The organism is Pseudomonas rhizozeae (assembly GCF_031583775.1).
Taxonomy (GTDB): domain Bacteria; phylum Pseudomonadota; class Gammaproteobacteria; order Pseudomonadales; family Pseudomonadaceae; genus Aquipseudomonas.
The window spans coordinates 22,084-47,849 of sequence record NZ_JAVLSB010000025.1 but is presented as its reverse complement, the minus strand read 5'-3'; the positions used below and the strand labels follow the sequence as shown (position 1 = coordinate 47,849).

At 59.5% G+C, this 25,766-nt stretch carries 26 protein-coding genes and 1 pseudogene; 15 read left to right on the top strand and 12 right to left on the bottom strand.

Annotation, left to right across the window (positions count from 1 at the left end; genetic code table 11):
• Positions 1-7 precede the first annotated feature (7 nt).
• The 4 genes from RG836_RS08330 to yaaA all read right to left on the bottom strand — a co-directional run bounded on the left by RG836_RS08330 (position 8) and on the right by yaaA (position 5,705).
• Positions 8-1,177 carry an alginate biosynthesis protein Alg44 gene (locus RG836_RS08330; RefSeq protein WP_310844694.1) on the bottom strand — a complete coding sequence of 390 codons (1,170 nt, stop codon included), beginning with the start codon at positions 1,175-1,177 and terminating at the stop codon, positions 8-10.
• 35 nt (positions 1,178-1,212) lie between these two features.
• Positions 1,213-2,694 (bottom strand): mannuronan synthase, encoded by a 1,482-nt coding sequence (gene alg8 / locus RG836_RS08325; protein ID WP_409078060.1) that lies wholly within the window; start codon positions 2,692-2,694, stop codon positions 1,213-1,215.
• Positions 2,695-2,798: 104 nt separating this feature from the next.
• On the bottom strand, positions 2,799-4,115 hold the full coding sequence (locus tag RG836_RS08320) for a nucleotide sugar dehydrogenase (RefSeq protein ID WP_310844693.1): 1,317 nt from the start codon (positions 4,113-4,115) through the stop codon (positions 2,799-2,801).
• Positions 4,116-4,925: 810 nt separating this feature from the next.
• A complete protein-coding gene (gene yaaA, locus RG836_RS08315; protein ID WP_310844692.1) occupies positions 4,926-5,705 on the bottom strand; it encodes a peroxide stress protein YaaA in 780 nt (259 codons plus the stop codon).
• A gap of 148 nt (positions 5,706-5,853) precedes the next feature.
• Between yaaA and RG836_RS08310 the strand changes: the two genes are divergently transcribed.
• The 6 genes from RG836_RS08310 to RG836_RS08285 all read left to right on the top strand — a co-directional run bounded on the left by RG836_RS08310 (position 5,854) and on the right by RG836_RS08285 (position 10,988).
• Positions 5,854-6,978: a polysaccharide deacetylase family protein gene (locus RG836_RS08310; RefSeq protein WP_310844691.1), complete on the top strand. Its 1,125-nt coding sequence runs from the start codon at positions 5,854-5,856 to the stop codon at positions 6,976-6,978.
• A gap of 339 nt (positions 6,979-7,317) precedes the next feature.
• Positions 7,318-8,712: a PhoH family protein gene (locus RG836_RS08305; RefSeq protein WP_310844690.1), complete on the top strand. Its 1,395-nt coding sequence runs from the start codon at positions 7,318-7,320 to the stop codon at positions 8,710-8,712.
• A gap of 151 nt (positions 8,713-8,863) precedes the next feature.
• Positions 8,864-9,337, top strand: coding sequence for a cyclic pyranopterin monophosphate synthase MoaC (moaC, locus tag RG836_RS08300; RefSeq protein WP_310844689.1), 474 nt, complete (start codon positions 8,864-8,866; stop codon positions 9,335-9,337).
• Entirely contained in the window at positions 9,334-9,576 is a 243-nt protein-coding gene (locus RG836_RS08295) for a MoaD/ThiS family protein (protein ID WP_310844687.1), read from the top strand. The genes moaC and RG836_RS08295 overlap by 4 nt, the downstream gene beginning before the upstream one ends.
• A 2-nt stretch (positions 9,577-9,578) precedes the next feature.
• The gene (moaE, locus tag RG836_RS08290) at positions 9,579-10,031 is read left to right on the top strand and encodes a molybdopterin synthase catalytic subunit MoaE (RefSeq protein WP_310844686.1); all 453 of its coding nucleotides are present in this window, start codon (positions 9,579-9,581) and stop codon (positions 10,029-10,031) included.
• A gap of 186 nt (positions 10,032-10,217) precedes the next feature.
• Positions 10,218-10,988 carry an ABC transporter substrate-binding protein gene (locus RG836_RS08285; RefSeq protein WP_310844685.1) on the top strand — a complete coding sequence of 257 codons (771 nt, stop codon included), beginning with the start codon at positions 10,218-10,220 and terminating at the stop codon, positions 10,986-10,988.
• A 74-nt stretch (positions 10,989-11,062) separates the two neighbouring features.
• On the opposite strand, the gene RG836_RS08280 is transcribed toward RG836_RS08285, so the two are convergent.
• The 4 genes from RG836_RS08280 to RG836_RS08265 all read right to left on the bottom strand — a co-directional run bounded on the left by RG836_RS08280 (position 11,063) and on the right by RG836_RS08265 (position 15,335).
• A complete protein-coding gene (locus RG836_RS08280; protein WP_310844706.1) occupies positions 11,063-11,668 on the bottom strand; it encodes a helix-turn-helix transcriptional regulator in 606 nt (201 codons plus the stop codon).
• A gap of 116 nt (positions 11,669-11,784) precedes the next feature.
• Complete coding sequence (locus tag RG836_RS08275; RefSeq protein WP_310844684.1) at positions 11,785-12,915, bottom strand: NAD(P)/FAD-dependent oxidoreductase; 1,131 nt, start codon at positions 12,913-12,915, stop codon at positions 11,785-11,787.
• Between the two features lie 178 nt (positions 12,916-13,093).
• Entirely contained in the window at positions 13,094-14,581 is a 1,488-nt protein-coding gene (gene rhlB, locus RG836_RS08270; RefSeq protein WP_310844683.1) for an ATP-dependent RNA helicase RhlB, read from the bottom strand.
• A 97-nt stretch (positions 14,582-14,678) separates the two neighbouring features.
• On the bottom strand, positions 14,679-15,335 hold the full coding sequence (locus tag RG836_RS08265; protein WP_310844682.1) for an alpha/beta hydrolase: 657 nt from the start codon (positions 15,333-15,335) through the stop codon (positions 14,679-14,681).
• 469 nt (positions 15,336-15,804) lie between these two features.
• Between RG836_RS08265 and RG836_RS08260 the strand changes: the two genes are divergently transcribed.
• The 4 genes from RG836_RS08260 to RG836_RS08245 all read left to right on the top strand — a co-directional run bounded on the left by RG836_RS08260 (position 15,805) and on the right by RG836_RS08245 (position 19,964).
• Positions 15,805-16,833 carry an amino acid ABC transporter substrate-binding protein gene (locus RG836_RS08260; RefSeq protein ID WP_310844681.1) on the top strand — a complete coding sequence of 343 codons (1,029 nt, stop codon included), beginning with the start codon at positions 15,805-15,807 and terminating at the stop codon, positions 16,831-16,833.
• 65 nt (positions 16,834-16,898) lie between these two features.
• Entirely contained in the window at positions 16,899-18,080 is a 1,182-nt protein-coding gene (locus RG836_RS08255; protein WP_310844679.1) for an amino acid ABC transporter permease, read from the top strand.
• Positions 18,081-18,090: 10 nt separating this feature from the next.
• Positions 18,091-19,188: an amino acid ABC transporter permease gene (locus RG836_RS08250; RefSeq protein WP_310844678.1), complete on the top strand. Its 1,098-nt coding sequence runs from the start codon at positions 18,091-18,093 to the stop codon at positions 19,186-19,188.
• An 11-nt stretch (positions 19,189-19,199) separates the two neighbouring features.
• Positions 19,200-19,964, top strand: coding sequence for an amino acid ABC transporter ATP-binding protein (locus RG836_RS08245; RefSeq protein WP_310844677.1), 765 nt, complete (start codon positions 19,200-19,202; stop codon positions 19,962-19,964).
• A gap of 56 nt (positions 19,965-20,020) precedes the next feature.
• Here RG836_RS08245 and RG836_RS08240 read toward each other — a convergent pair whose 3' ends face one another.
• Positions 20,021-20,512: a type II TA system antitoxin MqsA family protein gene (locus RG836_RS08240; protein WP_310844675.1), complete on the bottom strand. Its 492-nt coding sequence runs from the start codon at positions 20,510-20,512 to the stop codon at positions 20,021-20,023.
• Positions 20,509-20,592 (bottom strand): annotated as a pseudogene (locus RG836_RS08235) (type II toxin-antitoxin system MqsR family toxin); the annotation flags it as partial. The gene RG836_RS08240 and the pseudogene RG836_RS08235, both read right to left, overlap by 4 nt.
• Before the next feature lie 158 nt (positions 20,593-20,750).
• On the opposite strand from RG836_RS08235, the gene RG836_RS08230 reads away from it, so the two are divergent.
• From RG836_RS08230 to RG836_RS08215, 4 genes are all read left to right on the top strand, one after another.
• Positions 20,751-21,410 (top strand): FadR/GntR family transcriptional regulator, encoded by a 660-nt coding sequence (locus RG836_RS08230; protein ID WP_310844673.1) that lies wholly within the window; start codon positions 20,751-20,753, stop codon positions 21,408-21,410.
• A complete protein-coding gene (locus RG836_RS08225; RefSeq protein WP_310844672.1) occupies positions 21,400-22,689 on the top strand; it encodes a CynX/NimT family MFS transporter in 1,290 nt (429 codons plus the stop codon). The genes RG836_RS08230 and RG836_RS08225 overlap by 11 nt, the downstream gene beginning before the upstream one ends.
• Before the next feature lie 99 nt (positions 22,690-22,788).
• Positions 22,789-23,259 (top strand): nuclear transport factor 2 family protein, encoded by a 471-nt coding sequence (locus tag RG836_RS08220; RefSeq protein WP_310844670.1) that lies wholly within the window; start codon positions 22,789-22,791, stop codon positions 23,257-23,259.
• Positions 23,260-23,297: 38 nt separating this feature from the next.
• Positions 23,298-23,603 (top strand): GIY-YIG nuclease family protein, encoded by a 306-nt coding sequence (locus RG836_RS08215; protein WP_310844669.1) that lies wholly within the window; start codon positions 23,298-23,300, stop codon positions 23,601-23,603.
• Positions 23,604-23,624: 21 nt separating this feature from the next.
• Here RG836_RS08215 and RG836_RS08210 read toward each other — a convergent pair whose 3' ends face one another.
• Together RG836_RS08210 and yejK are read right to left on the bottom strand one after the other, a co-directional pair.
• Positions 23,625-23,975, bottom strand: a complete 351-nt coding sequence (locus RG836_RS08210) for a glutaredoxin family protein (RefSeq protein WP_310844667.1) — start codon at positions 23,973-23,975, stop codon at positions 23,625-23,627.
• Positions 23,975-24,979: a nucleoid-associated protein YejK gene (gene yejK / locus RG836_RS08205; protein ID WP_310844666.1), complete on the bottom strand. Its 1,005-nt coding sequence runs from the start codon at positions 24,977-24,979 to the stop codon at positions 23,975-23,977. The genes RG836_RS08210 and yejK overlap by 1 nt, the downstream gene beginning before the upstream one ends.
• A 395-nt stretch (positions 24,980-25,374) precedes the next feature.
• Between yejK and RG836_RS08200 the strand changes: the two genes are divergently transcribed.
• Complete coding sequence (locus tag RG836_RS08200) at positions 25,375-25,656, top strand: HU family DNA-binding protein (RefSeq protein ID WP_007905514.1); 282 nt, start codon at positions 25,375-25,377, stop codon at positions 25,654-25,656.
• Positions 25,657-25,766 lie beyond the last annotated feature (110 nt).

The following is a 25,766-nucleotide window of genomic DNA, read 5'->3' as shown; positions in this document are numbered from 1 at the left end:
CCTCCGCTTAGAGACCGGCGGCCATGGCTTTGTCGATCAGCCAGTTGAAGTTCGGGCCGCGATCGCTGTTGACTTCCACCGGGCGGCCGGCGAAGGCGCTGTCCAGGGGTTCGTCGGGCTGGATCTGCACGCGGATGTCGGAGGACAGGTCGGCACTTTTCAGGCTGGTGCTGCTGACGATTTTGCCGGTGCGGGTCTGGTCTTCGCCGGCGATCTGGAAGGTCACCGGGGCGCCTGGGCGCACGTCGCCGAACTGGCGATAGGAGAAGCGTGCTTCGACGCTGGCCTGGGTGTTGCGCGGTACCAGTTGGAAGATTACGTCACCCTTGCTGGCGTATTGGCCGTTGGCCACCAGTTGCTGGGCCACGGTGCAATCGCACGGCGAGGTGAGGGTGCCGGTCATTTGTTTGCCGAACAGTTCTTCCACCTTGGCGGGCTGCAACTGGTCTTCGTCGAGGTGCCCCTTGAGCACGTCGAGCATGCTGGTGCTGAAGGTCGCCAGTGGCGCGCCTTTGGCGGCAATGCCGTCGTCTTTGACCAGGCTCTGCACGGTGCCATCGCGGGGCATGGTGATGTTCATGCCGGGCACGCTGACCAGCCCGGCCTGGGCGTGGCTGACGAAGTACATGCCGTACACCGATTTGAAGATGAAACCGAACGCGGCCAGGCCCACCAGGAAAATCGCCAGGCTGAAGGTCACCGCCCGCAGACGACCGAACGGGGTCATGCCGTGGCCGCCGTCCTTGACCTTGCGCGCCTTGGTGAAGTTATCGCGCTGCAGGGTCGCCAGCACCTCGCCCATGGTGACGATGTCACCGGCCAGGTGCGAGGTGATCAGGTGACGCAGGGTCGAGATGTCTTGCGGTTCGAGGTTCTGGAACTGGCAACCGACGCGGCCGGTCTGGCGATCGTAGGAACGCACCATCAGTTCCACGTCCATCGCCAGGCCCAGGTTGTCGATGACGAACTGCAAACGCGCCTTGTGCACATCGCCGGTTTTCAGCGGCAGTTGCCCGGCATTGAACGCCAGACCGCCGGCGGACAGGTCGATGACCCTAGCTTCCACCGGGGTCCGGTCGGGGCCGAAGAAGCGCAGCTTGGCCGGAATTTTTACTCGGGCGTGCTGGCGCTGGGCTTCAGATTCATGCACTACGTTGGCGTTGACGGCGGTATTCATAGAGGCGATTCCTGGTTAATTCAATAAGGGGGCGGTCAGACCATCATCAGCAGCACGGCGACGAAAATGCTGCCGGCGGAGAAGGTCATGGTCCGAGACGACCAGGTGTTGAACCAACGTTGAAAGCTGGCGAGATCACGGGTCAGTTTGGTGTCCTGGCGGGTCCAGGACTGTTGGTCGAGGCGGAAGAACACGTAGATCTTCACCAGCGCGCCGACGATCTGGTTGTAATAGAGAATGGCCGGGTAGGCCGGGCCGATGCGGTGCCCCGAGCACGACAGCAGCAGGGTCAGGATCAGGCGAGTGATGCCGATCCACAGCAGGTACACGAGGATGAACGCGGTGCCGTACTTGAAGCTGGCGATGATCGCCACGGTCAGGCCCAGCAGCGAGGTCCACATCGACACGCGCTGATCGAACAGCACCACCGAGGTGAACGCGCCGAGTCGCTTGACCCCCAGGCCCAGGGCCCGGGAATTCTGCCGCAGGTTGTTGCCGTACCAGCGGAACATCAACTTGCGGCTGGCCTTGATGAAGCTCTTTTCCGGCGGGTGCTCGACGGTGTGGATCGCCGCGTCAGGCACGTAGAACGTGTCGTAGCCCAGGCGCATCAGGCTGAACCAGCTCGACTTGTCGTCACCGGTGAGGAACTTGAAGCGGCCCAGGCGCCAGTGTTGCAGCGAGTCGCTTTCGACGTCGGCGATGAAGTCCGGATTTGTCACCACGCTGGCGCGGAACACCGACATACGCCCGGTCATGGTCAGCACGCGCTTGGACAAAGCCATCGAGCACATGTTGATGTGGCGCTGGGCGAAACGCAGCTTGTGCCATTCGCTCATGATGTAGCCGCCGCGCACTTCGCAGAACTCGTTGGTGGTCAGGCCACCGACGTTGCCGAACAACTGGAACCACGGCACGGTCTTGAGCACCACGCCCTCGGCCAGCACGGTGTCGCCGTCGATCACGGCCACCACGGCGCGGTCGTCCGGCAGGTGTCGGGAGATGGCGCGGAAACCATAGGCCAGGCCATCGCGCTTGCCGGTGCCGGGAATGCGCACGAAGTCGAGCTTGACGCGGTCCGGCGGATTCATCCGCGCCCACAGGCTTTTCACCAGCAGTTCATCGGACATTTCGACGATCGAGCAGACCACGGTGGTCGGCAGTTCGCAGTCGATGGCTTCGCGGATCACCGAGCTGTAGACCTGCGCTGTAGTCAGGGCGTCGATGCGGAAACTGGTGACCATCAGAAACACGTGGGACGGGTCTGCGGCTTTGCCCAGCTTGCGCACTTTGCGCCGCAGGTGCGGGTAGACCACGTACAGGAAAATCATGCCGCGCACAAAGTGCGTGGCGCCCATCGAGTATCGCCAGATACCGATGAAGCCAATCAGGAAGATGAAGTCCTTGGACTCGGCGTCGAAGGTCGACGTCGGCAACACCATGGCGATGCCCATCAATAAACTTAAGTAAAACAGCCAACCGGCGGCCTGGAGTAGGCCGTGCTTTAGCCTGTGCATAATCTGCATCCGTCTCGATCTCGGGCGAGCCTGTGGGGTGGCCCGATGGGGTTAAGGCAGGCGAAAGACCGGCCGGGGTTCACGCCCCCGGCCGGGTCACTGACTTACCAGCAGATGCCTTCGGTCCGGCCACTCACGCTGGTGGCTTTGGACATGAAGCCGACCAGGTCGACCACTTGCTTGCCGTGCGGCGCGGTTTCGGCCAGGGCGCGGAACTTCTCGTCACGGTTGCCGAGGATGATCACGTCGGAGTTGTCGATCACCGAGTCGAAGTCCGAGTTGAGCAAGGACGAGACGTGGGGGATTTTCGACTCGATGTAATCCTTGTTCGCACCGTGCACGCGGGCGTATTCAACGTTGCTGTCGTAGATGCTCAGGTCGTAGCCCTTGCCGATCAGCATTTCCGCCAGTTCCACCAGCGGGCTTTCGCGCAGGTCATCGGTACCGGCCTTGAAGCTCAGGCCGAGCAGGGCGACTTTGCGTTTTTCATGGCTGGAGACGATGTCGAAAGCGTTCTGCACTTGCGACTCGTTGCTGCGCATCAGCGAGTTGAGCAGCGGGGCCTCGACGTCCAGGGAGCCGGCGCGGAAGGTCAGGGCGCGGACGTCCTTGGGCAGGCACGAGCCGCCGAAGGCAAAACCGGGGCGCATGTAGTACTGCGACAGGTTCAGGGTTTTGTCCTGGCAGACCACTTCCATCACTTCGCGACCGTCAACGCCGACGGCTTTGGCGATGTTGCCGATCTCATTGGCGAAGGTCACTTTAGTGGCGTGCCAGACGTTGCAGGTGTACTTGATCATCTCGGCGACGGCGATGTCCTTGCGGATAATCGGCGCGTCGAGTTCTTCGTACAGCGATTGCAGAACATCGCCCGAGGCTTTGTCGAATTCGCCGATGACGGTCATCGGCGGCTGATCGTAGTCGGCGATCGCGGTGCTTTCACGCAAGAACTCAGGGTTGACCGCAACGCCGAAGTCGACGCCGGCCTTCTTGCCGGAGCAGTCTTCGAGAATCGGGATCACCACATTGGCCACGGTGCCCGGCAACACGGTGCTGCGCACCACGATGGTGTGGCGGGTGGTCTTGTCACGCAGAACGAAACCAATTTCGCGGCACACCGCTTCGATGTAGTTCAGCTCCAGGTCGCCGTTCTTCTTGCTCGGCGTGCCGACGCAGATCATCGACAAGTCAGTGTCGCGAATTGCTTCGGCGAAGTTGGTAGTACCGCGCAGACGACCGGTCTGAATACCTTGCGCTAACAGCTCGCCCAGGCCCGGTTCAACGATCGGCGACTTGCCGGCGTTAATCATGTCGATCTTGTCTTTGGCGACATCTACGCCAACGACTTCATGGCCCCGTGCAGACAGGCAGCCGGCACATACTGCACCGACGTAACCCAAACCAAATATGCTGATGCGCATCGCAATTACCTCTATGTTAATCAAGCCATTACATGGCTGGAGTTAATGGTGTTCATCGGTCAAATACACTCGCTAGTGTGCCGGGCAGGCGCCACAGTGCCGGGTGTTGGCATGTAAGTTCCGAGTGTCTAAATAAATGCACTCAAGCTGTGCGAAACTTGGCCTAGTTGTAATGACCTGCCCTTTATTGCAGCCAATCCCCGTTGGCGGAGATGTATGTGCAAGGGTGAAGCGCGCTTGATCTCGGCTTAAAGCCAGCAGAATCAAGCGGTTGGGTGCTCAGGTGAGCACGGTTATAGGGGCGCAGCCTTGGCCTTGAGGAATTTGTCGTGGGACACTTTGTCCCGTCCTGGATGCTTCTCCAAGTTAAGTGACGGATATAGCCAAGTTAGTGTGACAACTTGGTTACTTGCTCTCACCACTCCGTAAGTTATCTCGTACATTCTCTGTGAGAATCGTTACCGGTGGTATGAGCGACGCATTTGGACGAAGTTCCTGTCCGCCTATCGTGATTTCTGAAATTTCCTGAAATATTGGCAAAGATGGCACTGCTTTCATTTTGATAGCACTTTTGATTTGGCCCTTTATATATAAGGTCGAAATCGGCTGAGATATTTTTGTGCCACTACCGATAAAAATTTTTGGTGCCACTATTAAAAAAAGTCAGGGTTGTCGAGTGAAATTAATGTTAGGCATCTGGGTGGTGATTTATTGGCGCCAAAAACATGGCGATCGAGGCGGGGGTTGAGGCGGGGATAACTGCACGATTGGCACCGCAGTCTGCGGACTGCGGTGCGCCAATCAGGTGCATTATTCTGGCGCGTGGTCGCGCAGAAAAATCAGGTGGTCGGGTTTCGATTGTTCGGCGCTGTAGCGATAGCCTTGCACATCAAATTGCTTGAGTGAGGCCGGGTCATTGATGCGTTCTTCAATGACAAAGCGGCTCATCATGCCCCGGGCTTTCTTGGCGTAGAAACTGATGATCTTGTACTGGCCGTTTTTCAAGTCCTTGAAGTCAGTGTTGATGATGCGAGCCTTCAGGGCGTTGCGCTTGACCGCCGAGAAATACTCGTTGGACGCCAGGTTCAACAGCACATCATCACCTTGCTCGGCCAGGGCTTCGTTCAGCCACTCGCTGATACGCTCGCCCCAGAACGCATAAAGGTCCTTACCCCGAGCGTTGGCCAGTTTGGTGCCCATCTCCAGGCGATAGGGCTGCATCAGGTCAAGTGGCCTCAACAAGCCGTACAGACCGGACAACATGCGCAGGTGCCGCTGCGCGTAATCGAAGTCGGCTTCGCTGAAAGTGTTGGCGTCGAGCCCGGTGTACACGTCGCCCTTGAAGGCCAGCAATGCCTGTTTGGCGTTGTCGGGGGTGAAAGCCGGGGTCCAACTGCCGAACCGCGCGGCGTTCAGGCCGCCGATCTTGTCGGAGACGTGCATCAGCTCGCTGATCTGCGCGGGCGAGAACTCGCGCAATTGCTGGATCAACTCTTGGGAATGATCGAGGTACTGCGGCTGGGTAAAGCGCTGGGTCGCCGGCGGCGTTTCGTAATCAAGGGTCTTGGCGGGGGAAATCACCATCAGCATGAAGTCGTCTCCTGTAATCGTGGCGCGATTCTAGGGGGTTGGCGGGTTTGACTCCAGCTATCAAGGTTATAGGTGATCGGTGGCGGCTCGGATCATCGGCCGCGGATCGGCTATAGTGCCGCGCGGGTTTTGTTCTGGAGACATCCCATTGCGCATCGCTCTTCTATTATCGGCCTGGCTGCTCAGTGCGGCGGCGTTCGCTGCGCCGAACGACATCGCCACGATTGATCGCAGTACCTGGCCGGAAAAACTCGACACGCCGACCCTGTTCGACGTCGCGTCGCGGGCGGAAATCCTCATGTTCGCCAGCGTCCTGCGGGCCAGCGAAGCGCTGGACGAACCCATGCTCAAACAGCACCTGGGTTTGCGTGTAGTGAACATGGACGCGATCAACGGTTTACGTCAGCGGATGTGGCAGCAGTTGCTCGCCAGCTACAACTTCGCCCAGCAGAGTTGCGATCAGGACGCCTCGTTCTGTTTCCTGGTCGAAGACATGGCCACTTTGCGCGAGCAGGCCGAGAAGTTTCGCCTTAGCGATGAGTCTTTCTATATCAAGTGGGCCGAACCGAGCCGGGTGTTTCACAGCCTGTATCTGGACGAGCAATTGCGCAAAGCCGCGTTGTGGCCGACCACCAGCAGCGAAATCGATCGTTTCGGCGACTTTGAGCGCAACGGCGACGGCATGCACGATCGGCTGTTTCTGCTGACGTTCGACAGCGCCGCCAACGCGCAACCGGACAACACGCCGTGGCTGGCCGATTACCTGCGCAAAGCCAACATGAGCGGCACGTTTTTCGTGTTGGGCAAGGACATCCAGGCGCGCCTCAGCGATGCGCCGGTGGCCAGTCTGCAAGCGACTTACTCGCAGCAATGCGTAGGTGTGCAGGGTTGGGAGTATCGTTCACACAGCCATTGGCAGGATTGGCAGGATTCGGTGCGCCGCAGTGCCGACCTGGTGAAGAACAAACTGCCGGAGAATTTCGTCCCGCTGTTCCGCCCGCCCCAAGGCCAGCGCCGGTCTGATGGTGCGAGCTTCTTCAATAGCCAGGGCTTGCAAGTGGCGTTGTGGGACATCGATCCGCAGGACGGCGCCGGCAAACTGCGGGGCGAGCAGAGTGCGCAGCGGACCCTGACCCTGATGCTGCTATGGCGCCACGGGGTGATCAATTTCAACAGTAAGCAGGATGCGGTGAAAGTCGCCATGCCGTGGTTGATCACGCAAACGGCGCAAAGCGGAATCGGCTGGGAAGATTGTCAGGAAGCGTTTCGCTGAGAAAACCGCGAAAGCCCGTAAACATTGGGCGCGGGGCGATTTTTAGGAAGATTTCGATGCAGGCGGACTTCCGACTTTAACGGCACATTGCCTGCAGGCCAAGGGCTATTCGTCACTCTGAAAAATAAACTTCAAAAAAGCGTCAAAGGGCTTTTTCCTGTCACAGCTTTTGGAGTATTACGAAGACAGACCGCCGAAACCTGCAACACAGGTGGCGTCTTCCAAGACTCCCCCTGGTTGCAGTTCACTTGAGTCGTTGCAGGTGAATTTGGTGGCTACATCGAGGCGCAGCACTGTCACGGTATTGCGTCGACTGGCCCCCACATAAGGTGACCGAGTATGGATGACCACGGACGTAGCCTTTCCTCCAACCAGCCAATCCTTTATGTACTCGATACCAATGTTCTGATTCACGATCCAAACGCGCTGCTCAACTTCGAAGAACATCACGTCGCCATCCCGATGACCGTGCTGGAAGAGCTGGACAAGCTCAAGAGCGGCCATCACAGCGTCGCTGCGGAATGTCGCCAGGCGATTCGCCTGATCGACAAAACCCTGGGCGATGCCTCTCCAGAGGACGTCGAGCTGGGCGTGCCGATCCAGCGCGGCAAAAGCGGGCCCAAGGGTTTGCTGTCAATTCTGATGAGCAAGCGTGCCGAGCCGAACATCATTTTGCCGGAGCACCTGAACGACAACATCATCATCAATCAGTTAATTGACCTGCATGCGCGGGACAAAGACCTGCGCCTGGTGCTGGTGACCAAAGACATCAACATGCGCCTCAAGGCCCGTGCTTGCGGCATTGCTTCCGAGGACTACAGCACCGACCAGTTGGTTGACGACGTGTCGCTGCTGCCCAACGGCTACCACACCATGACCGGCTCATTCTGGGACCGCGTGAGCAAGGTCGAAACCCGCCAGGACCACGGTCGCACCTGGCACCAAGTGCAACTGATCGACAACCTGCCGGCGGTGCACATCAACGAATTCATCATCGACGAACAGGGTTTCGTGGGCTGGATCAAGGAAATCCAGGTCGACAAGCTGCTGATTCTCGATCTGCATCAGGAGCCTCTGTTGCACCAGGAAGCCTGGGGCCTGAAACCGCGTGACATCTACCAGAGCCTGGCGCTGTACGCCTTGCTCGACCCGGACATCCACCTGGTCAACCTGTCCGGCGCCGCCGGCTCCGGTAAAACCATCCTGGCCCTGGCCGCTGCCATCGAGCAGACCATGGTCAGCAAACGTTACCGCCGCATCATCGCCACCCGCAGCGTGCAGGGTCTGGACCAGGAAATCGGCTTCCTGCCCGGCACCGAGGCGGAAAAAATGGAGCCTTGGCTGGGCGCTATCACCGACAACCTCGAAGCCTTGCACATGGATGACGAAAACACCCATGGCAGCGTCGATTACATCCTCAGCAAAGTGCCGTTGCAGTTCAAATCCCTCAACTACATTCGAGGTCGCAGCTTCCAGCAAAGCCTGATCCTGATCGATGAATGCCAGAACCTCACGCCGCACCAGATGAAAACCATCATCACCCGTGCCGGCGCCGGTTCCAAAGTGGTGTGCCTGGGCAACCTGGCGCAGATCGACACCCCTTACCTGTCCGCGACCAGCTCCGGGCTGACCTACCTGACCGAACGCTTCAAAGATTTCCCCAACGGGGTGCACATCACCCTGCAAGGGGTGCCACGCTCGATCCTGGCTGAATACGCCGAATCGCATTTGTAACCTTCCACCGGAACCGGGCGGCCCGCAAAGCTGCCCGGTTTTTTGTGGCCTCTACTTATGCAAAGTGTGGTTGTGCGCCGGATGGAGAATCCAACTCGCCGAACTTTGACTCGCAGGTTTACAATCGCCGCTCCTGATCAGGAGTAATCCCGTGCTGACTCATCTCGATTCCCAAGGTCGCGCCAACATGGTCGACGTCACCGAAAAAGCCGTGACGTTCCGCGAGGCCACCGCTGAGGCGTGCGTGCGCATGCTGCCCGCCACCCTGCAAATGATTGTCAGCGGCGGCCACCCCAAGGGCGATGTGTTCGCCGTGGCGCGGATTGCCGGCATCCAGGCAGCGAAGAAAACCAGTGACCTGATACCGCTGTGCCATCCGCTGATGCTGACCGGGGTCAAGGTCGAGCTCAGCGCCGAGGGCGATGACGCGGTGCGCATCACCGCGCGCTGCAAACTGTCCGGCCAGACCGGCGTGGAAATGGAAGCCCTGACCGCCGCTAGCGTCGCCGCGTTGACGATCTACGACATGTGCAAGGCCGTGGACCGTGGCATGGTCATCGAAAACGTGCGCTTGCTGGAGAAACTCGGCGGCAAGAGCGGACACTTTCAGGCAGACGCACAATGAACATCAACGTGAAGTTTTTCGCCCGTTATCGGGAAGCCATTGGCCAGGACTCGACTCGCATCGAAGGCGAGTTCGCCACGGTCGACGATGTGCGCAGGGACCTTATCCAGCGCGAAGGCTACGACGTGTTGCGCGAGCAAAACCTGATGTGTGCGCGTAACGAAGACCTCTGCCAGCTCGACGAACCCTTGGCGGACGACGACGAAGTGGCGTTCTTTCCGACCGTGACCGGAGGCTGACCATGGCGATTCGGGTGCAGGCCACGGCGTTCGATCCGGGCGCTGAAGTCAATGCAATGCATGCGGCCAATGTCGGCGTCGGTGCGGTGGTGAGTTTTGTCGGGTACGTGCGCGACTTCAATGACGGGCTCGATGTGGCCGGCATGTTCCTGGAGCACTATCCAGGCATGACCGAAAAAGCCTTGGCTAAAATTGCGGTCGAGGCCGAGCAGCGCTGGCCGTTGCTCAAGCTTGAAGTGCTGCACCGCATCGGCGCCTTGGAGCCCGGTGAGCCGATCGTCTTCGTCGGTGCCGCCAGTGCCCATCGCCAGGCCGCGTTCGATGCCTGCGCCTTCGTCATGGACTACCTGAAAACCCGCGCGCCGTTCTGGAAGAAAGAAAACACCAGCGACGGCCCTCGTTGGGTGGAAGGTCGCGATAGCGATCACGCGGCGGCGGATCGCTGGAACCGGTAGTTCCTCTCGGCGTCACCTCAACATTCGAAAAACCGAGCATTGGCTGCCGACCGGCGGCCAGTTCGAATTTTCGTGTCTGATTGACGATAAATACATAAAAGTCCAGTATGGAAATATAAGTACAAAAAAATGTGACTCCGTTTCAGCTCCCTTGCCTAAACCAACAACAACAGCGAGAGCATAAACATGAAACAACTGCCCCTCTTGACCGGCCTGGCGTTGTGCCTGACGGCCAGCAGCGTATTTGCCGCCGAGAAAACCTTGCGCATCGGCATCGAAGCGGCTTACCCACCATTCGCCTCCAAGACTGATAAAGGCGAGATCGTCGGTTTCGATTACGACATCGGCAATGCGTTGTGCGCGTATATCAAGGCCAAATGCGTGTGGATCGAAGGCGAATTCGACGGCCTGATTCCTTCACTGAAAGTGAAGAAAATCGACATGGCGCTGTCGTCCATGACCATCAACGAAGATCGCAAGAAATCAGTGGATTTCACCCGCAAGTATTACTTCACCTCCTCGCGACTGGTGATGAGAGAAGGCGCGGTGGTCGATGACCAATACGCCAGTCTGAAAGGCAAATCCGTGGGTGTGCAACGCGCAACCACCACTGACCGTTACGCCACCGAGGTGCTCGAGCCCAAGGGTGTAAGCGTCAAGCGGTATAGCAATAATGAAGAGATCTACATGGACCTGGCGGCTGGTCGCCTGGATGCGATGTTTGCCGACACCATTCCTCTGAAGGATTTCCTGAGCATGCCGCGAGGCAAGGGCTATGCGTTTGTCGGGCCTGAACTCAAGGACCCGAAATACGTGGGCGAAGGCTCGGGAATTGCGGTGCGCAAGGGCAATACCGAACTGGTCAACCAACTGAACGCCGCCATCGACGGGATTCGCGCGAGCGGGGAGTATCAGCAGATTTCCGAGAAGTATTTCAAGACAGATATCTATGACTGATTGATCGTTGCGCCAGCAGGCCAGGCTCCCTTCATTGATCGCGTGTCAGTGGGGAGCCAGCCTGCCAACAGATTTCAGGCCTGCTCTTTCAATTCCTTCAAATGCTTGTACACCGTCGCGCGACCCATGTTCAGCACATTGGCCACATAGTTGGAGGCGCTTTTGCCTTTGAAGGCGCCCTCGGCATGCAACGCCAGCACCAGTTCGCGCTTGTGGTCGCGGGTCAGTACGTTGAGGCTCAACTGCCGTTCCCGCAGCCATCCATGGAGGAAGGTGTTGATACGCTCCTGCCAGTCATCGCGGAATAACGATTCGGGCTGGGCGATCAGTTTGCTCGGTGACAGAAACAGGTCCAGCGCCGCCTTGGCGTTTTCGAACAGCGAGATGTTCAGGTTGATGCACAGGACCGCCATTGGCCGGCCGTCGCTGTCGCTCAGGACGCTGCTGACACTGCGAATCTTCTGCCCGTCCCAATTGAGCTTTTCGTAGGGGCCAATGTTTCGTTCGTTGACCTCCTCGCTGAGCATGTCATCCAGCGCCGAGTCGCCGCCGATTTCCCGTTTGGACAGGTTGTTGGCGATGTAGTCGATCTTCTGCGTAAGCAAGTCATGCAGCACCACTTCCGCGTGGGGGAAGAACAGCGTCGCGATGGCGTCGGCGATCGCCCGGAAGTTGTCCATGGGTGACAACTCCAAGGTCGGCGGGGTTTGGGGAACGGTCATTACAGAGTGCTCCAGGCAGCGTCAGCGCCTTGTTAAACGAGGCGCTGGAAGTGTGCCGTAATCGACGCGCAGCGTCACCTTGCCAGGCGCGCGGGCGACAGGCTGGCGGCGCTCAGGCCAAACAGCTGTAAGCTTGGTGGCAGAGGCTCGCCACGCACCAGTGCCGCGCTGGCCTGGCCCATCGCCGGTGAGGTCTGGATGCCATATCCGCCCTGGGCCGCGACCCAGAACAACCCCGGCACGTGTGGATCGAAACCGCTGACCAGATCGCCATCCTGGACAAAACTGCGCAGCCCGGCCCAAGTCCGAGTGGGGCGGCGGATGATGAGGGTGGTGGCTTCTTCGATCTGGTAGATGCCCATGGCGATGTCCAGTTCTTCCGGTTGCACATCATGAGGATCGACCGGGTCCGCATTTGCCGGTGAACCGAGGAACATGCCCGCGTCGGGTTTCATGTAGAACGATTCGTCGAGGCTGACCAGCATGGGCCAGTGATGAATGTCCACGCCTTCGGGCCCGGCAAAGATAAACGCCGCGCGCCGTTTCGGTTGCAGGCCCAGAGGCTTGGCGCCGCCCAGTGCCCCGATGCGGTCGGCCCAGGCGCCAGCGGCGTTGATCACGATCGGCGCAGTGAAGGTCTGGCCGGGAGTGTCCACCCGCCATTGACCGTTGTCCTCACGCTGTAGGCCAGTGACTTCGCAATCCGTGTGCACGCTGCCCTGATGACGACGAATCCCCCTCAGATAACCCTGATGCAACGCATCGGTATCGATGTCGCTGGCGGTGGGGTCGTAGATCGCGCCGTGAACCCTTTCGCGGCGCAGGACCGGCACACGCGCGCAGGCTTCATCGGCACTAAGCCATTGCATCTGCGGCACGGTCGCTTTCGCGCTGAGGTATTGCTGATTCAACTCGGTGGGGTTGCCGGTGAAATCCACGGTCATCTCGCCGCGCGGCATCAGCAGCGGATGCTCGCAGAACCCGTCGGGCGGCGTATCGAAAAATTCCCGACTGGCTTGGGTCAGGGCGCGCACTTGTGCCGTGCCATAAGCAGCGGTGTACAAAGCCGCCGAACGTCCGGTGGAGTGATAGCCCGGGTGACTTTCACGTTCGAGGACGATCACCCGGGCACGTTGCGACAGCCAGTAGCCTGTAGAAGCCCCCGCGATGCCGCCGCCGATGATGATGAAATCTGCCTGAATCATGAGGGGTCTCCTGGAGAGCGCCCATGTCACATGACTGTGTTAGCGGGAGGGCGGGCGCTGCGTCGGCTTGGGATTAAACTTATTTGTCCATTATGGACTTTTGGTTTTGTTGAGCAACCGATAGACGAAAAAAAAGCGCAGTCCGTTTCCGGCTGCGCTTTTTTTTGCGGCTATGGCCTCAGGTGCGCTTGCGTTCGACCGGGCGCAACAGATGCATCGGCGGGGTCTCGCAGCTGATCTTGCGGCCCAGCAAGGCTTCGATGGACGGCAACTGATAAGAGTCGTCTTCACCGGCGAAGCTGATGGACACGCCATCGGCCCCGGCACGCCCGGTACGGCCGATGCGGTGCACGTAGTCGTCGGGCATTTCCGGCAGGGTGAAGTTGATCACGTGGCTGATGCCGTCAATGTGGATGCCGCGACCGGCAACATCGGTGGCCACCAGCACACGGATCTTGCCCTCGCGGAAACCTTCCAGGGTCTTGATGCGCTTGTGTTGCGGCACGTCGCCGGACAGTTGCGCGGCGTTGACGCCATCGCGCACCAGGCGTTCTTCGATGCGCCGCACTTCATCCTTGCGGTTGGCGAACACCATCACCCGCTCCCAGCCGTTATCGGTGACCAGGTTGTACAGCAGCTTGTATTTGTCGGCGCCGGCGACTGCGTAGATGTGTTGCTCGACGTTTTCGCTGGCCACGTTCAAGGCTTCGATCTCGACGATCGACGGGTCGGTGGTCCATTGCTTGGCGAGGTTCATCACGTCTTCGGTGAAGGTCGCGGAGAACAGCAGGGTCTGGCGTTCGCTTTTCGGCGGCGTCTGGCGAATGATCTGACGCACTTGCGGGATGAAGCCCATGTCGAGCATGCGATCGGCTTCGTCGAGCACCATCACTTCGACCATGTCCAGGTGCACGTCGCCGCGCTGGTTGAAGTCCAGCAAACGGCCCGGCGTGGCCACCAGAATGTCGCAGTGGCGGGCTTCGAGGTGCTTGAGCTGTTTGTCGAAGTCCATGCCGCCGACGAACGTCATGACGTTGAGGCCGGTGTACTTGGTCAGGTCAGCGGCGTCCTTGGCGATCTGCACCACCAGCTCACGGGTCGGCGCGATGATCAGCGCACGGGGTTCGCCCATGTAGCGTTCTTTCGGCGGCGGGGTTTGCAGCAATTGGGTGATGATCGAAATCAGGAACGCGGCAGTTTTGCCGGTGCCGGTCTGGGCGCGACCGATGGCGTCTTTGCCGGCCAGGGTGAAGCCCAATACCTGCGCCTGGATCGGCGTGCAGTACGGGAAGCCGAGGTCCTGGATGGCGTGCATCAGTTCCGGGGCCAGTTTGAAATCGTGGAAGCGGGTCTTGCCTTCTTGGGGTTCGACGACGAAGTCCTCGAGTTTCCAGGGAGTCACCGGCGCCTTGGGCTTGGGTTCGCGCCGCGGGCGTGCCGGTTTTACGGCTTCAATCGGCGGTTGTTCGGGCGCCGCCACAGGGGCTGGCGGGGTGGCCGGTGTGGTCACCGGCTCGTGCTTCGGTGCCGCTGCAGTCGCGGTCCGCCCAGGCTGATGACCGTCGGTGCGGTGGCTGGGGCTGGAGGAAGGAGCGCTGGAGCCGGGCGCGAGCTGCTCAGCCTCGCTTTTGCCGAACATTTTTTTGAGTGCTTTGAGCACGGTCATCTCATCAATTGGTTAAGGAATGTACGCCGGCCAGTGTAATGCAAGAATCGGGCGCGGCGTAGTGTGATGATCAAAACCGTGGTTATCACCTAAATAGTCAGTTAATGCGCGCGGCCAGCCAGGTGCCGATGTCGCGAATTTCCTCGGGTAACACTTCGTGGCCCATTGGGTATTCCTGCCATGTCACGGTGACACCATGCTGCTTCAAATACTCATACGCGCTGCGACCCATGGAATTGAGCACCACTTCATCGTATTGACCGTGCAGCGACAGCACTGGAATCCGTTGCTGGCTGGCGGACAACTGCAGTTCATCGCTGAAGGTCGGCGCGTAGGTGGAGAGGGCAAGTACGCCACCCAGCGGACCTTGCCAGTTTAAAAACGCCGCGTGTAACACCACCGCGCCGCCCTGGGAAAAACCCGCTAGAAAGATCCGCGAGGCGTCTATTCCGCTGGCCCGCTGTTCTTCGATCAAATCCGTGACCATTTTTGCCGACTCATCGAGTTGCTCGCGGCTGATCGCCCGCGCCGGGCTCATGGCCAATATGTCGTACCAGCTCGGCATCGCATAACCGCCGTTGATGGTCACGGCGCGGGTCGGTGCCTGGGGCAGGACGAAGCGGGTGGTCTGCAGGCTCTGCTGCAGAGCTTCGGCCACCGGCAGGAAGTCGTAGCGGTCGGCACCCAGGCCATGCAGCCAGATAACGCAGGCATCTACGGGCTTGTCGGGCTGAATAATCAAAGGCTGGGTCATGGCTGCTCCAATACTGTGCGCGCGCTCCCATTGAGTGCGTGGTTCAGGTGCGCGGTCGGTTGATCCGTTAATAAGATGTCGCAAGGCTACAAGTTTTGCTCTTGACCTGCGGCTGAAGCGCTTAAGCGGCCGGTATGGTACGGGCTTTGCTATGGGAAAACCCGTGCAAGTAATCTCATGCCTGGCGGTAACACTATCAGTCTACTGCCGGCAGTGGGATAGCAACGAATCCGGTGATGGATGTTCGCCAGTGGCCGCTACGGGCTTCGCGAACGTGAAAGGGCTACAGCCCGTTCGGCCGATTGGTGAGAAGTGAGTTGTCCATGATGTGGATTGTCTCCTACTAGACTCATAGCGAAGGTTCGCTGTCGGTTGACCCTAAAAAAAGCCAACACGGGTCAACAACGCCTCAAAAGGGTGCGACTGGACTCAAGCTCCGACACAACAAGAGCAAAACTGGAGGTTTTGAATGAAGATGTTGAAATCCACTCTGGCGATCGTGACTGCAGCCGCAGTTCTCGGTGTCAGCGGGTTCGCTCAGGCGGGTGCAACCCTGGACGCAGTGCAGAAAAAAGGTTTTGTACAGTGCGGCGTGAGTGACGGTCTGCCGGGTTTCTCGGTTCCGGACTCCACCGGCAAGATCATCGGTATCGACGCTGATGTCTGCCGTGCCGTGGCCGCTGCCGTATTCGGCGACGCGACCAAGGTCAAGTTCAGCCAGTTGAACGCCAAAGAGCGTTTCACCGCGCTGCAATCGGGCGAAATCGACGTGCTGTCGCGTAACACCACCTGGACCAGCTCCCGCGATTCGGGCATGGGCCTGGTGTTTGCCGGCGTGACTTACTACGACGGCATCGGCTTCCTGGTAAACAACAAGCTGGGCGTGAAATCCGCTAAAGAGCTGGACGGCGCGACCATCTGCATCCAGGCCGGTACCACCACCGAGCTGAACGTTTCCGACTACTTCCGCGGCAACGGTCTGAAATACACTCCGATCACCTTCGACACCTCCGATGAAAGCGCCAAGTCGCTGGAATCCGGTCGTTGCGACGTGCTGACTTCCGACAAATCCCAGCTCTACGCACAGCGCAGCAAGCTGGCGACCCCGACCGACTACGTCGTTCTGCCGGAAACCATCTCCAAGGAGCCTCTGGGCCCGGTCGTGCGTAAAGGCGACGAAGAGTGGTTCAGCATCGTCAAGTGGACCCTGTTCGCCATGCTCAACGCTGAAGAAGCGGGCGTGACCTCGAAAAACGTTGAAGCTGAAGCCAAGTCCACCAAGAACCCGGACGTCGCTCGTCTGCTGGGTGCTGACGGTGAATACGGCAAAGACCTGAAGTTGCGCAAAGACTGGGTCGTGCAGATCGTCAAGCAAGTCGGCAACTACGGCGAAGTGTTCGAGAAAAACCTCGGCAAGAGCACTCCGCTGGCCATCGACCGCGGGCAGAACGCCCTGTGGAACGCTGGCGGCATTCAATACGCACCACCTGTGCGCTAATGGTTCTATCACCCGGTGGGCCAACCACCGGGTGATGTTCTGTTCCATTATTTCTGGGGCACTTCATGCAAAATTCAATCGGCGCACCAAAGCAGAGGCTCAGCCTCAGCGACCCAAAAGTGCGTGCGTGGCTCTTTCAGATCATCACCATTGTGGCGGTGGTCGCGATGGGCTGGTTTCTGTTCGATAACACACAGACCAACCTTCAGCACCGGGGCATTACCTCCGGTTTCAGCTTCCTGGAGCGCAGTGCCGGTTTCGGCATCGCTCAACACCTGATCGACTACACCGAAGCGGACAGCTATGCCCGGGTGTTTGTCATCGGCCTGCTCAATACCTTGCTGGTGACCATCATCGGCGTGGTCCTGGCAACTATCCTCGGCTTCATCGTCGGTGTGGCGCGCTTGTCGCCGAACTGGATCGTGAGCAAGCTGGCGACGGTGTATGTGGAAGTTTTCCGCAACATTCCGCCGCTGCTGCAAATCCTGTTCTGGTACTTCGCGGTGTTCCTGACCATGCCTGGGCCGCGCGCCAGTCATAACTTCAATGACACCTTCTTCGTCAGCAGCCGGGGTCTGAACATGCCGGCCGCGATGGCCGCTGACGGTTTCTGGGCGTTTGTGGTGAGCATCGTGATCGCCATCGTCGCGGTCGTGCTGATGTGCCGCTGGGCCAACAAGCGCTTCGAAGCGACCGGTGTGCCGTTCCACAAGTTCTGGGCAGGCCTGGCGATCATCATCGTGATCCCGGCGCTGTGCGCCTTGATCTTCGGCTCGCCGCTGCATTGGGAATTGCCAGAGCTCAAGGGTTTCAACTTTGTCGGTGGCTGGGTGCTGATCCCGGAACTGCTGGCGTTGACCCTGGCGCTGACCGTATACACCGCAGCGTTTATCGCTGAGATCGTCCGTTCGGGCATCAAGTCAGTGAGCCACGGCCAGACCGAAGCGGCGCGTTCCCTGGGCCTGCGCAACGGTCCAACCCTGCGCAAGGTGATCATCCCGCAAGCCCTGCGCGTGATCATCCCGCCCCTGACCAGCCAATACCTGAACCTGGCGAAAAACTCCTCGCTGGCCGCCGGTATCGGTTACCCGGAAATGGTGTCGCTGTTTGCCGGTACGGTGCTGAACCAGACCGGACAGGCCATCGAAGTCATTGCCATCACCATGAGCGTGTACCTGGCGATCAGTATCAGCATTTCCCTGCTGATGAACTGGTACAACAAGCGCATTGCGCTGATCGAGCGGTAAGGAATAGCGCATGAGCACTCATACTTTCAAACCTGACATGCCGCCACCGAGCAAAGTCTTCGGGCCGGTGGCGTGGATGCGCGCGAACATGTTCTCCAGCTGGATCAACACCCTGCTGACCCTGTTCGCGTTCTACCTGATCTACCTGGTGGTACCGCCGATCCTGCAGTGGACCATCATCGATGCCAACTGGGTCGGCACTACGCGCGCCGACTGCACCAAGGAGGGCGCCTGCTGGGTGTTCATCCAGCAGCGCTTCGGCCAGTTCATGTACGGCTACTACCCGCCGGAATTGCGCTGGCGCGTTGACCTGACCGTGTGGCTGGCGGTCATTGGCGTGGCACCGTTGTTCATCTCGCGCTTCCCGCGTAAAGCCATATACGGCCTGAGTTTCCTGGTGCTGTACCCGATCATTGCCTGGTGCTTGCTGCATGGCGGTGTGTTCGGCTTGCCTCAGGTGGCGACCAGCCAATGGGGTGGCCTGATGCTGACCCTGGTGATTGCCACGGTCGGTATTGCCGGCGCACTGCCGCTGGGGATTGTCCTGGCGCTGGGGCGGCGTTCGAACATGCCGGCGATTCGTGTGGTCTGCGTGACCTTCATCGAATTCTGGCGCGGCGTGCCGTTGATCACGGTGCTGTTCATGTCCTCGGTGATGCTGCCGCTGTTCCTGCCCGAAGGCATGAACTTCGACAAGCTGCTGCGGGCGCTGATCGGCGTGATCCTGTTCCAGTCGGCCTACGTGGCCGAGGTGGTGCGCGGTGGTCTGCAAGCGATTCCCAAGGGTCAATACGAAGCTGCCGCAGCCATGGGTCTCGGCTACTGGCGGAGCATGGGCCTGGTGATTCTGCCGCAAGCCCTGAAGATGGTGATCCCCGGGATCGTCAACACCTTCATTGCCCTGTTCAAGGACACCAGCCTGGTGATCATCATCGGCCTGTTCGACCTGCTCAACAGTGTCAAGCAAGCCGCCGCCGACCCGAAATGGCTGGGCATGGCCACCGAAGGCTATGTGTTCGCAGCCCTGGTGTTCTGGATTTTCTGTTTTGGTATGTCGCGCTATTCCATGCATCTGGAACGCAAGCTCGACACTGGCCACAAGCGTTAGGAGCGTAATTTATGAGCGAAGCGATCAAACAGCCTGTGAGCCCTGAAGGCATTATTCAGATGCAGGGCGTGAACAAGTGGTATGGCCAGTTCCACGTACTGAAAGACATCAACCTGAACGTCAAGCAGGGCGAGCGTATCGTCCTGTGCGGGCCGTCGGGTTCGGGCAAGTCGACCACCATCCGCTGCCTAAATCGTCTGGAAGAGCACCAGCAGGGCCGCATCGTGGTCGATGGTGTGGAGCTGACCAACGACCTCAAGCAGATCGAGACGGTGCGTCGCGAAGTCGGCATGGTGTTCCAGCATTTCAACCTGTTCCCGCACCTGACCATCCTGCAGAACTGCACCCTGGCGCCGATGTGGGTGCGCAAGATGCCCAAGCGCAAGGCCGAAGAAATCGCCATGCACTACCTGGAGCGCGTGCGCATTCCAGAGCAGGCGCACAAGTATCCGGGGCAACTGTCCGGTGGTCAGCAGCAGCGTGTGGCGATTGCCCGTGCCCTGTGCATGAAGCCGAAAATCATGTTGTTCGACGAACCGACCTCGGCCCTCGACCCGGAAATGGTCAAAGAGGTGCTGGACACCATGATCAGCCTGGCCGAAGACGGCATGACCATGCTCTGCGTGACCCACGAAATGGGCTTCGCCCGCACCGTGGCCAACCGCGTGATCTTCATGGACAAGGGCGAAATCGTCGAGCAGGCTGCACCGAACGACTTCTTCGACAACCCGCAGAACGATCGCACCAAGATGTTCCTCAGCCAGATCCTGCATTGATGGCTGGATGACTGATAAAACAAACCCGGCCATGTGCCGGGTTTGTTTTTGATAGGTCACGATGTCGTGAGTGACTCAGTCTCGTAATGGATCGTGTATTTGAATGCGCCCCGCAAATCCGCGCCTTCAGCCAATACTTTTGCATCGGCAAGTAAATGCGGATAGCGATCGAGCAAACGCATCAGCAGCATCAACGCCTTCGGCGGCAATACCTCACCGCGCTCGTAGCGAGAGAAGGCGTTATGTCCGCCACCCGAGAGCAGTTGCACGGTCTCTTTTTGCGTAAGCTGCAATTTGCGCCGGATGCGCTTCATCTCCGCGCCGATCATTCGCCGGGCGGCAATGACCAGCTCATCGCCGGCTTCCCCATAACGCTCCGCGCTATCGGTATCGTCATCCCACTCGACTTCTGCGCATTGCTGGCATTCCCAGCCAGCGAGATCATCGACACGGCGTTCCATCCCTTTGACACTCAGGGTTTCGCCGCGACCCTCGAAATGCCGCATCCCCTCACGCGCACCGCAGCTAAAACATTGCCGGGTTTTCATGGGTTTTTCTCCTTGAACGAGATTACCGGTGGCCCGCTGGCAGGGCGGTAAGTCACCTTGATGTAAATCTCAAGATCGTGTGGTAACTGTCCCCGAAATTACCCTTAAAGGGTAATTTTGACCAATCGAAAATCCCGCTCCATTCCTGCTCTGTAACGCTAGGCGGTTGCCGTCCTACACGGAGCTGACTATCATGTCAGAAAATTCGTCCTATGATTGGATGAAAGGGGCGCCGCATATGTCAGACATTTCTCCATTGATTAAACGGTCTCTGGTCGATCAGGCCTTGGACCAGCTGCGCCTGCGCATCACCAACGGTGTGTGGCAGGTCGGTCAGCGTCTGCCCACGGAGCCGGAGTTGTCGGCCGAGTTGGGCATCAGCCGTAATACCGTGCGTGAAGCCATGCGCGTGCTGGCGTTTTCCGGGTTGATTGAAATTCGCCAGGGCGACGGCAGCTACCTGCGCGGGCTGGTCGATCCGCTCGACACCATCAAGGTGCTGTCGCGCTGTGGCCAAGAGCAGGCGCGGGAAACCCGGCACATTCTGGAAGTCGAGGCGATTGGTCTGGCGGCGCTGCGCCGAACCGATGAAGACTTGCTGGCGTTGCGCGAGGCCCTCGGTGTCAGCGGCAGCCATTACCACGGTGATCTCGACAGCTACATTGCCTGCGACCTGGTGTTTCACCGCCGACTGGTGGACGCCGCGCACAACCCGGCGCTCAGTGAGTTGTATCGCTATTTCTCCAGTCTGGTGGGCGCGCAGTTGCGTCAATCGCTGAACGTCACGCCCCGCCGCCAGGAAGTGTTCGACCTGCACATCGAGTTGCTCGATGCCGTCGAACAACGCGACCCGGAACGGGCCAAGTCCCTCTCGAGACAGTTGATCAATGAACCCTGAAACAAAGAACGCCCAACCCGCACCGACGAAACGTGCGGCGGAACTCGACCAGCTGTTGATCGACGCCGAAGCCGATGACGACACCGTGCAGCACACGCTACCAACACCGAGCCGCCCGTGGTTGCTGCTGTTGGGCCTGGTGCTGGTGGCGCTGAACCTGCGCCCGGCGCTGTCGAGCTTGGCGCCGATGCTCAGCGAGGTGTCTCGGGCGCTCGGTTTGTCCGCCGCTGAAGCGGGATTGTTGACCACTTTACCGGTGCTCTGCCTGGGCTTGTTCGCGCCCCTGGCGCCGTGGCTGGCCCGACGGTTCGGCGCCGAGAGGGTGGTGCTGGGGATTCTGCTGACACTGGCCGGTGGCATTATCCTGCGCAGTTCGTTCGGGGAGATCGGCTTGTTTGGCGGCAGCATCCTGGCCGGCGCCAGCATTGGGGTGATCGGTGTTTTGCTGCCGGGCATCGTCAAGCGCGACTTTGCCAAGCAGGCCGGGGCCATGACGGGCGTCTACACCATGGCGCTGTGCCTGGGCGCGGCACTGGCAGCGGGGGCGACCGTGCCGCTCAGTGAGCGCTTCGACAACGAATGGTCGATGGGCCTTGGGTTCTGGGTAGTGCCGGCGCTTTTGGCGGCGCTGTTCTGGTTGCCGCAAGTCGGTCGTCGCCAGGGTGCGCACCCAGTGGCCTATCGGGTGCGCGGTTTGCTGCGCGATCGGCTGGCCTGGCAGGTAACGCTGTACATGGGGCTGCAATCGTCGCTGGCGTACATTGTTTTTGGCTGGTTGCCGTCAATCATGATCGGTCGCGGGCTGACCGCGACCCAGGCCGGCGTAGTGCTTTCGGGCTCGATCATCGTGCAATTGGCCAGTTCCTTGGCGGCACCTTGGTTAGCGACCCGAGGCAAAGATCAACGGTTGGCGATCGTCGTGGTGATGCTGCTGGCCCTCGGCGGTTTGTTCGGCTTCCTGTACGCGCCGCTCGAAGGCCTGTGGGGTTGGGCGATTCTGTTGGGATTGGGGCAGGGCGGAGCGTTCAGCCTGGCGCTGACCTTGATCGTGCTGCGCTCGCGGGATGCCCACGTCGCGGCCAATCTGTCGAGCATGGCCCAGGGCTTCGGTTACACCCTGGCGTCCATGGGGCCCTTCGCCGTGGGCGTGGTGCACGACTGGACCGGCGGCTGGAGCGCGGTTGGCTGGATCTTCGGCGTGATCGGCCTGGCCGCGATCATTGCCGGCCTCGGTGCCGGGCGCGCGCTTTACGTGAATGTGCACAGCGAAAAAGTCTGAGGCCGCGCACTGCCGGCATTCGGCCCACGAATGCCGGTGGCCTCGCGGGCGTTTGCGGACTATCGTGCTCGGCATTCCTTTCTATGCCGGAGCCTGCCCATGACTGATGCCCACAGCGCCTTGATCACTCAGTTCTACCAAGCCTTCCAACGCCTCGACGCCGAGGCCATGAGCGCTTGCTACACCGACGACGTGCTGTTCAGCGATCCGGCGTTCGGCGAACTGCGCGGGCGCGATGCCGGCGACATGTGGCGCATGCTCACCAGCCGGGCCAAGGATTTCTCGCTGACGTTTGACAACGTCCGCGCCGATGAGCGCACCGGTGGCGCGCATTGGGTCGCCACCTATCTGTTCAGCCAGACTGGCAACACCGTGGTCAACGATATCCAGGCGCGTTTCGTGTTCCGCGACGGCAAGATTTGCGAGCACCACGACCACTTCGACCTGTGGCGCTGGTCGCGTCAGGCCTTGGGTACCAAAGGCTTGTTGCTCGGCTGGACGCCGCTGGTGCGCAACGCGGTGCGTGCTCAAGCGCTGAAAGGTCTGAAGGCATTTCAGGCCAGTCGCTGATAAGATCGGCGCTTGTTTTCTATCGCTCTGACCGTGACGTGACCAGTCTCAACGAAGCCTCCGCTGACGTCTTGCCTGCGCCGCCCAAAACCTGGTTCGTCTACCTGGTGCGCGCGGCCAATGGTTCGTTGTATTGCGGCATCAGCGACGACCCGGCGCGGCGCTTCGCCAAGCATCAGAGCGGCAAGGGCGCGCGGTTCTTCCTCTCCAGCCCGGCGATGGCGTTGGTCTACACCGAAGCCTGCCGCGACAAAGGCGATGCACTGCGCCAGGAGCGGCTGATCAAGAAGCTGCGCAAGAGCGCCAAGGAGTGTCTGGTGGCGAGTGTGGCGCGGGCTGATTGACGGAAGTACGGTGCGGCGTGTTTATTCCAGCGCCGCCAGAATCTTTTCCGGCTCGAACCCGCGAATCAGCGTGCCATTGACATCGATCAGCGGAATCCCGCGTCCGCCGAGGGCCTCGTAAGCCTTGCGCGCCTCGGCGTCTTTCTCGATATCGAATTCCTTATAGGCAATGCCTTTTTGGTCGAGAAAGCGTCGAGCCTGTTTGCAGTAGCCGCACCACTCGGTGGCGTACAGCGTCACGCGGGCGTTGGCGCGGACGTGTTCCGACGCTACTTGCGAAGGATTGAACACACGCTCGATTTTGCCCCAGTTCTGGTACACCACCACGACCACGAGGATCAGCAGGACTTTTTTCAGTACGCGCCCGAGCATCAGTTGCGGCGCTTCAACTGATCGGTGAGTTGAGTCGGCAGGCCCTTGATGATCAAGGTTCCGGCTTCCTCGTCGTATTCGATCTTCGAGCCCAGCAGGTGCGCTTCAAAGCTGATCGACAGGCCTTCGGCGCGGCCAGTGAAACGGCGGAATTGATTGAGGGTGCGTTTGTCCGCCGGGATTTCCGGGGACAGGCCATAGTCCTTGTTGCGGATGTGATCGTAGAACGCTTTCGGGCGCTCTTCGTCGATCAGTTCCGACAACTCCGCAAGCCCCATGGGTTCGCCGAGTTTGGCCTGGCTGCTGGCGTAGTCGACCAGGGTCTTGGTCTTTTCGCGGGCAGAGTCTTCCGGCAAGTCTTCGCTTTCGACGAAGTCACTGAAGGCCTTGAGCAGGGTGCGGGTTTCGCCGGGGCCGTCGACGCCTTCCTGGCAGCCGATGAAGTCGCGGAAATACTCCGAGACTTTCTTGCCGTTCTTGCCTTTGATAAATGAAATGTATTGCTTGGATTGCTTATTGTTCTGCCATTCCGAAACGTTGATCCGCGCCGCCAGGTGCAACTGTCCCAGGTCCAGATGTCGCGACGGGGTAACGTCCAGTTCTTCGGTCACCGCCACGCCTTCGCTGTGGTGCAGCAAAGCGATCGCTAAGTAATCGGTCATGCCTTGCTGGTAGTGGGCGAACAACACATGGCCGCCGACCGAGAGGTTGGATTCTTCCATCAGTTTTTGCAGATGTTCCACCGCCACCCGGCTGAACGCGGTGAAGTCCTTGCCGCCATCGAAATACTCTTTCAGCCAGCCACTGAACGGATGCGCCCCCGACTCGGCATGGAAGAAACCCCAGGCCTTGCCTTGCTTGGCGTTATAGCTCTCGTTGAGGTCGGCCAGCATGTTCTCGATGGCGCTCGACTCGGCCAGTTCGGAGTCGCGGGCGTGCAGGACTGCTGGGCTGCCGTCGGGTTTTTTGTCGATCAGGTGGACGATGCAATGACGGATCGGCATGGGCTTCTCGGCTGGTTGAAGGGAGCGGGGCGCTCTCCCCGAAAAAGTGCCCAGTGTACCGCAACCACTGGTTTTGGCGCTGTGCTGGCGACGTTTCAGCCTGCTTCAGGCGGGCTTATGCAGTTTTTTACATGTTTAGAGCAATAAAGCTGACCAAATGGGTAGCTAGAGGCGGATATTTCCCCGTCTCTGTGCTAGTTTTGCCCGGTCTTACGCGAAGTCACTGCGTTAAGCGTGCACTCAGCATTTGTCAGGTCGAACCAAACCCTGATTTCGGCATCTATAACCCCGATCCGTCGTGGTTATGGCCGAGGGTGCCGGATCCAGAAGATCGGGCTCGATGGCTGACACTGCACTCTGCAATCCATATGAATTTGATAGGGAAGGAACACTACATGGCTCTTACTAAAGACCAACTGATCGCTGACATCGCTGAAGCTATCGACGCGCCAAAAACCACCGCGCGTAACGCTCTGGACCAACTGGGCCAAATCGTTGCCGATCAGCTGGAAAACGGCGGCGAAATCACCCTGCCAGGCATCGGCAAATTGAAAGTGACCGAGCGTCCTGCCCGTACCGGCCGCAACCCTTCGACTGGCGCTGCCATCGAAATCGCTGCCAAGAAAGTGATCAAGCTGGTTGTGGCCAAAGGCCTGACCGACGCTGTCAACAAGTAAGACTTGTTAAAAAACCGTGCTGCGGAGCGATCCGGGCACGGTTTTTTTGTGGCTGTGATTCTTCGACACAGTGCAGAACCCTGTGGGAGCGGGCTTGCCCGCGATGGCGG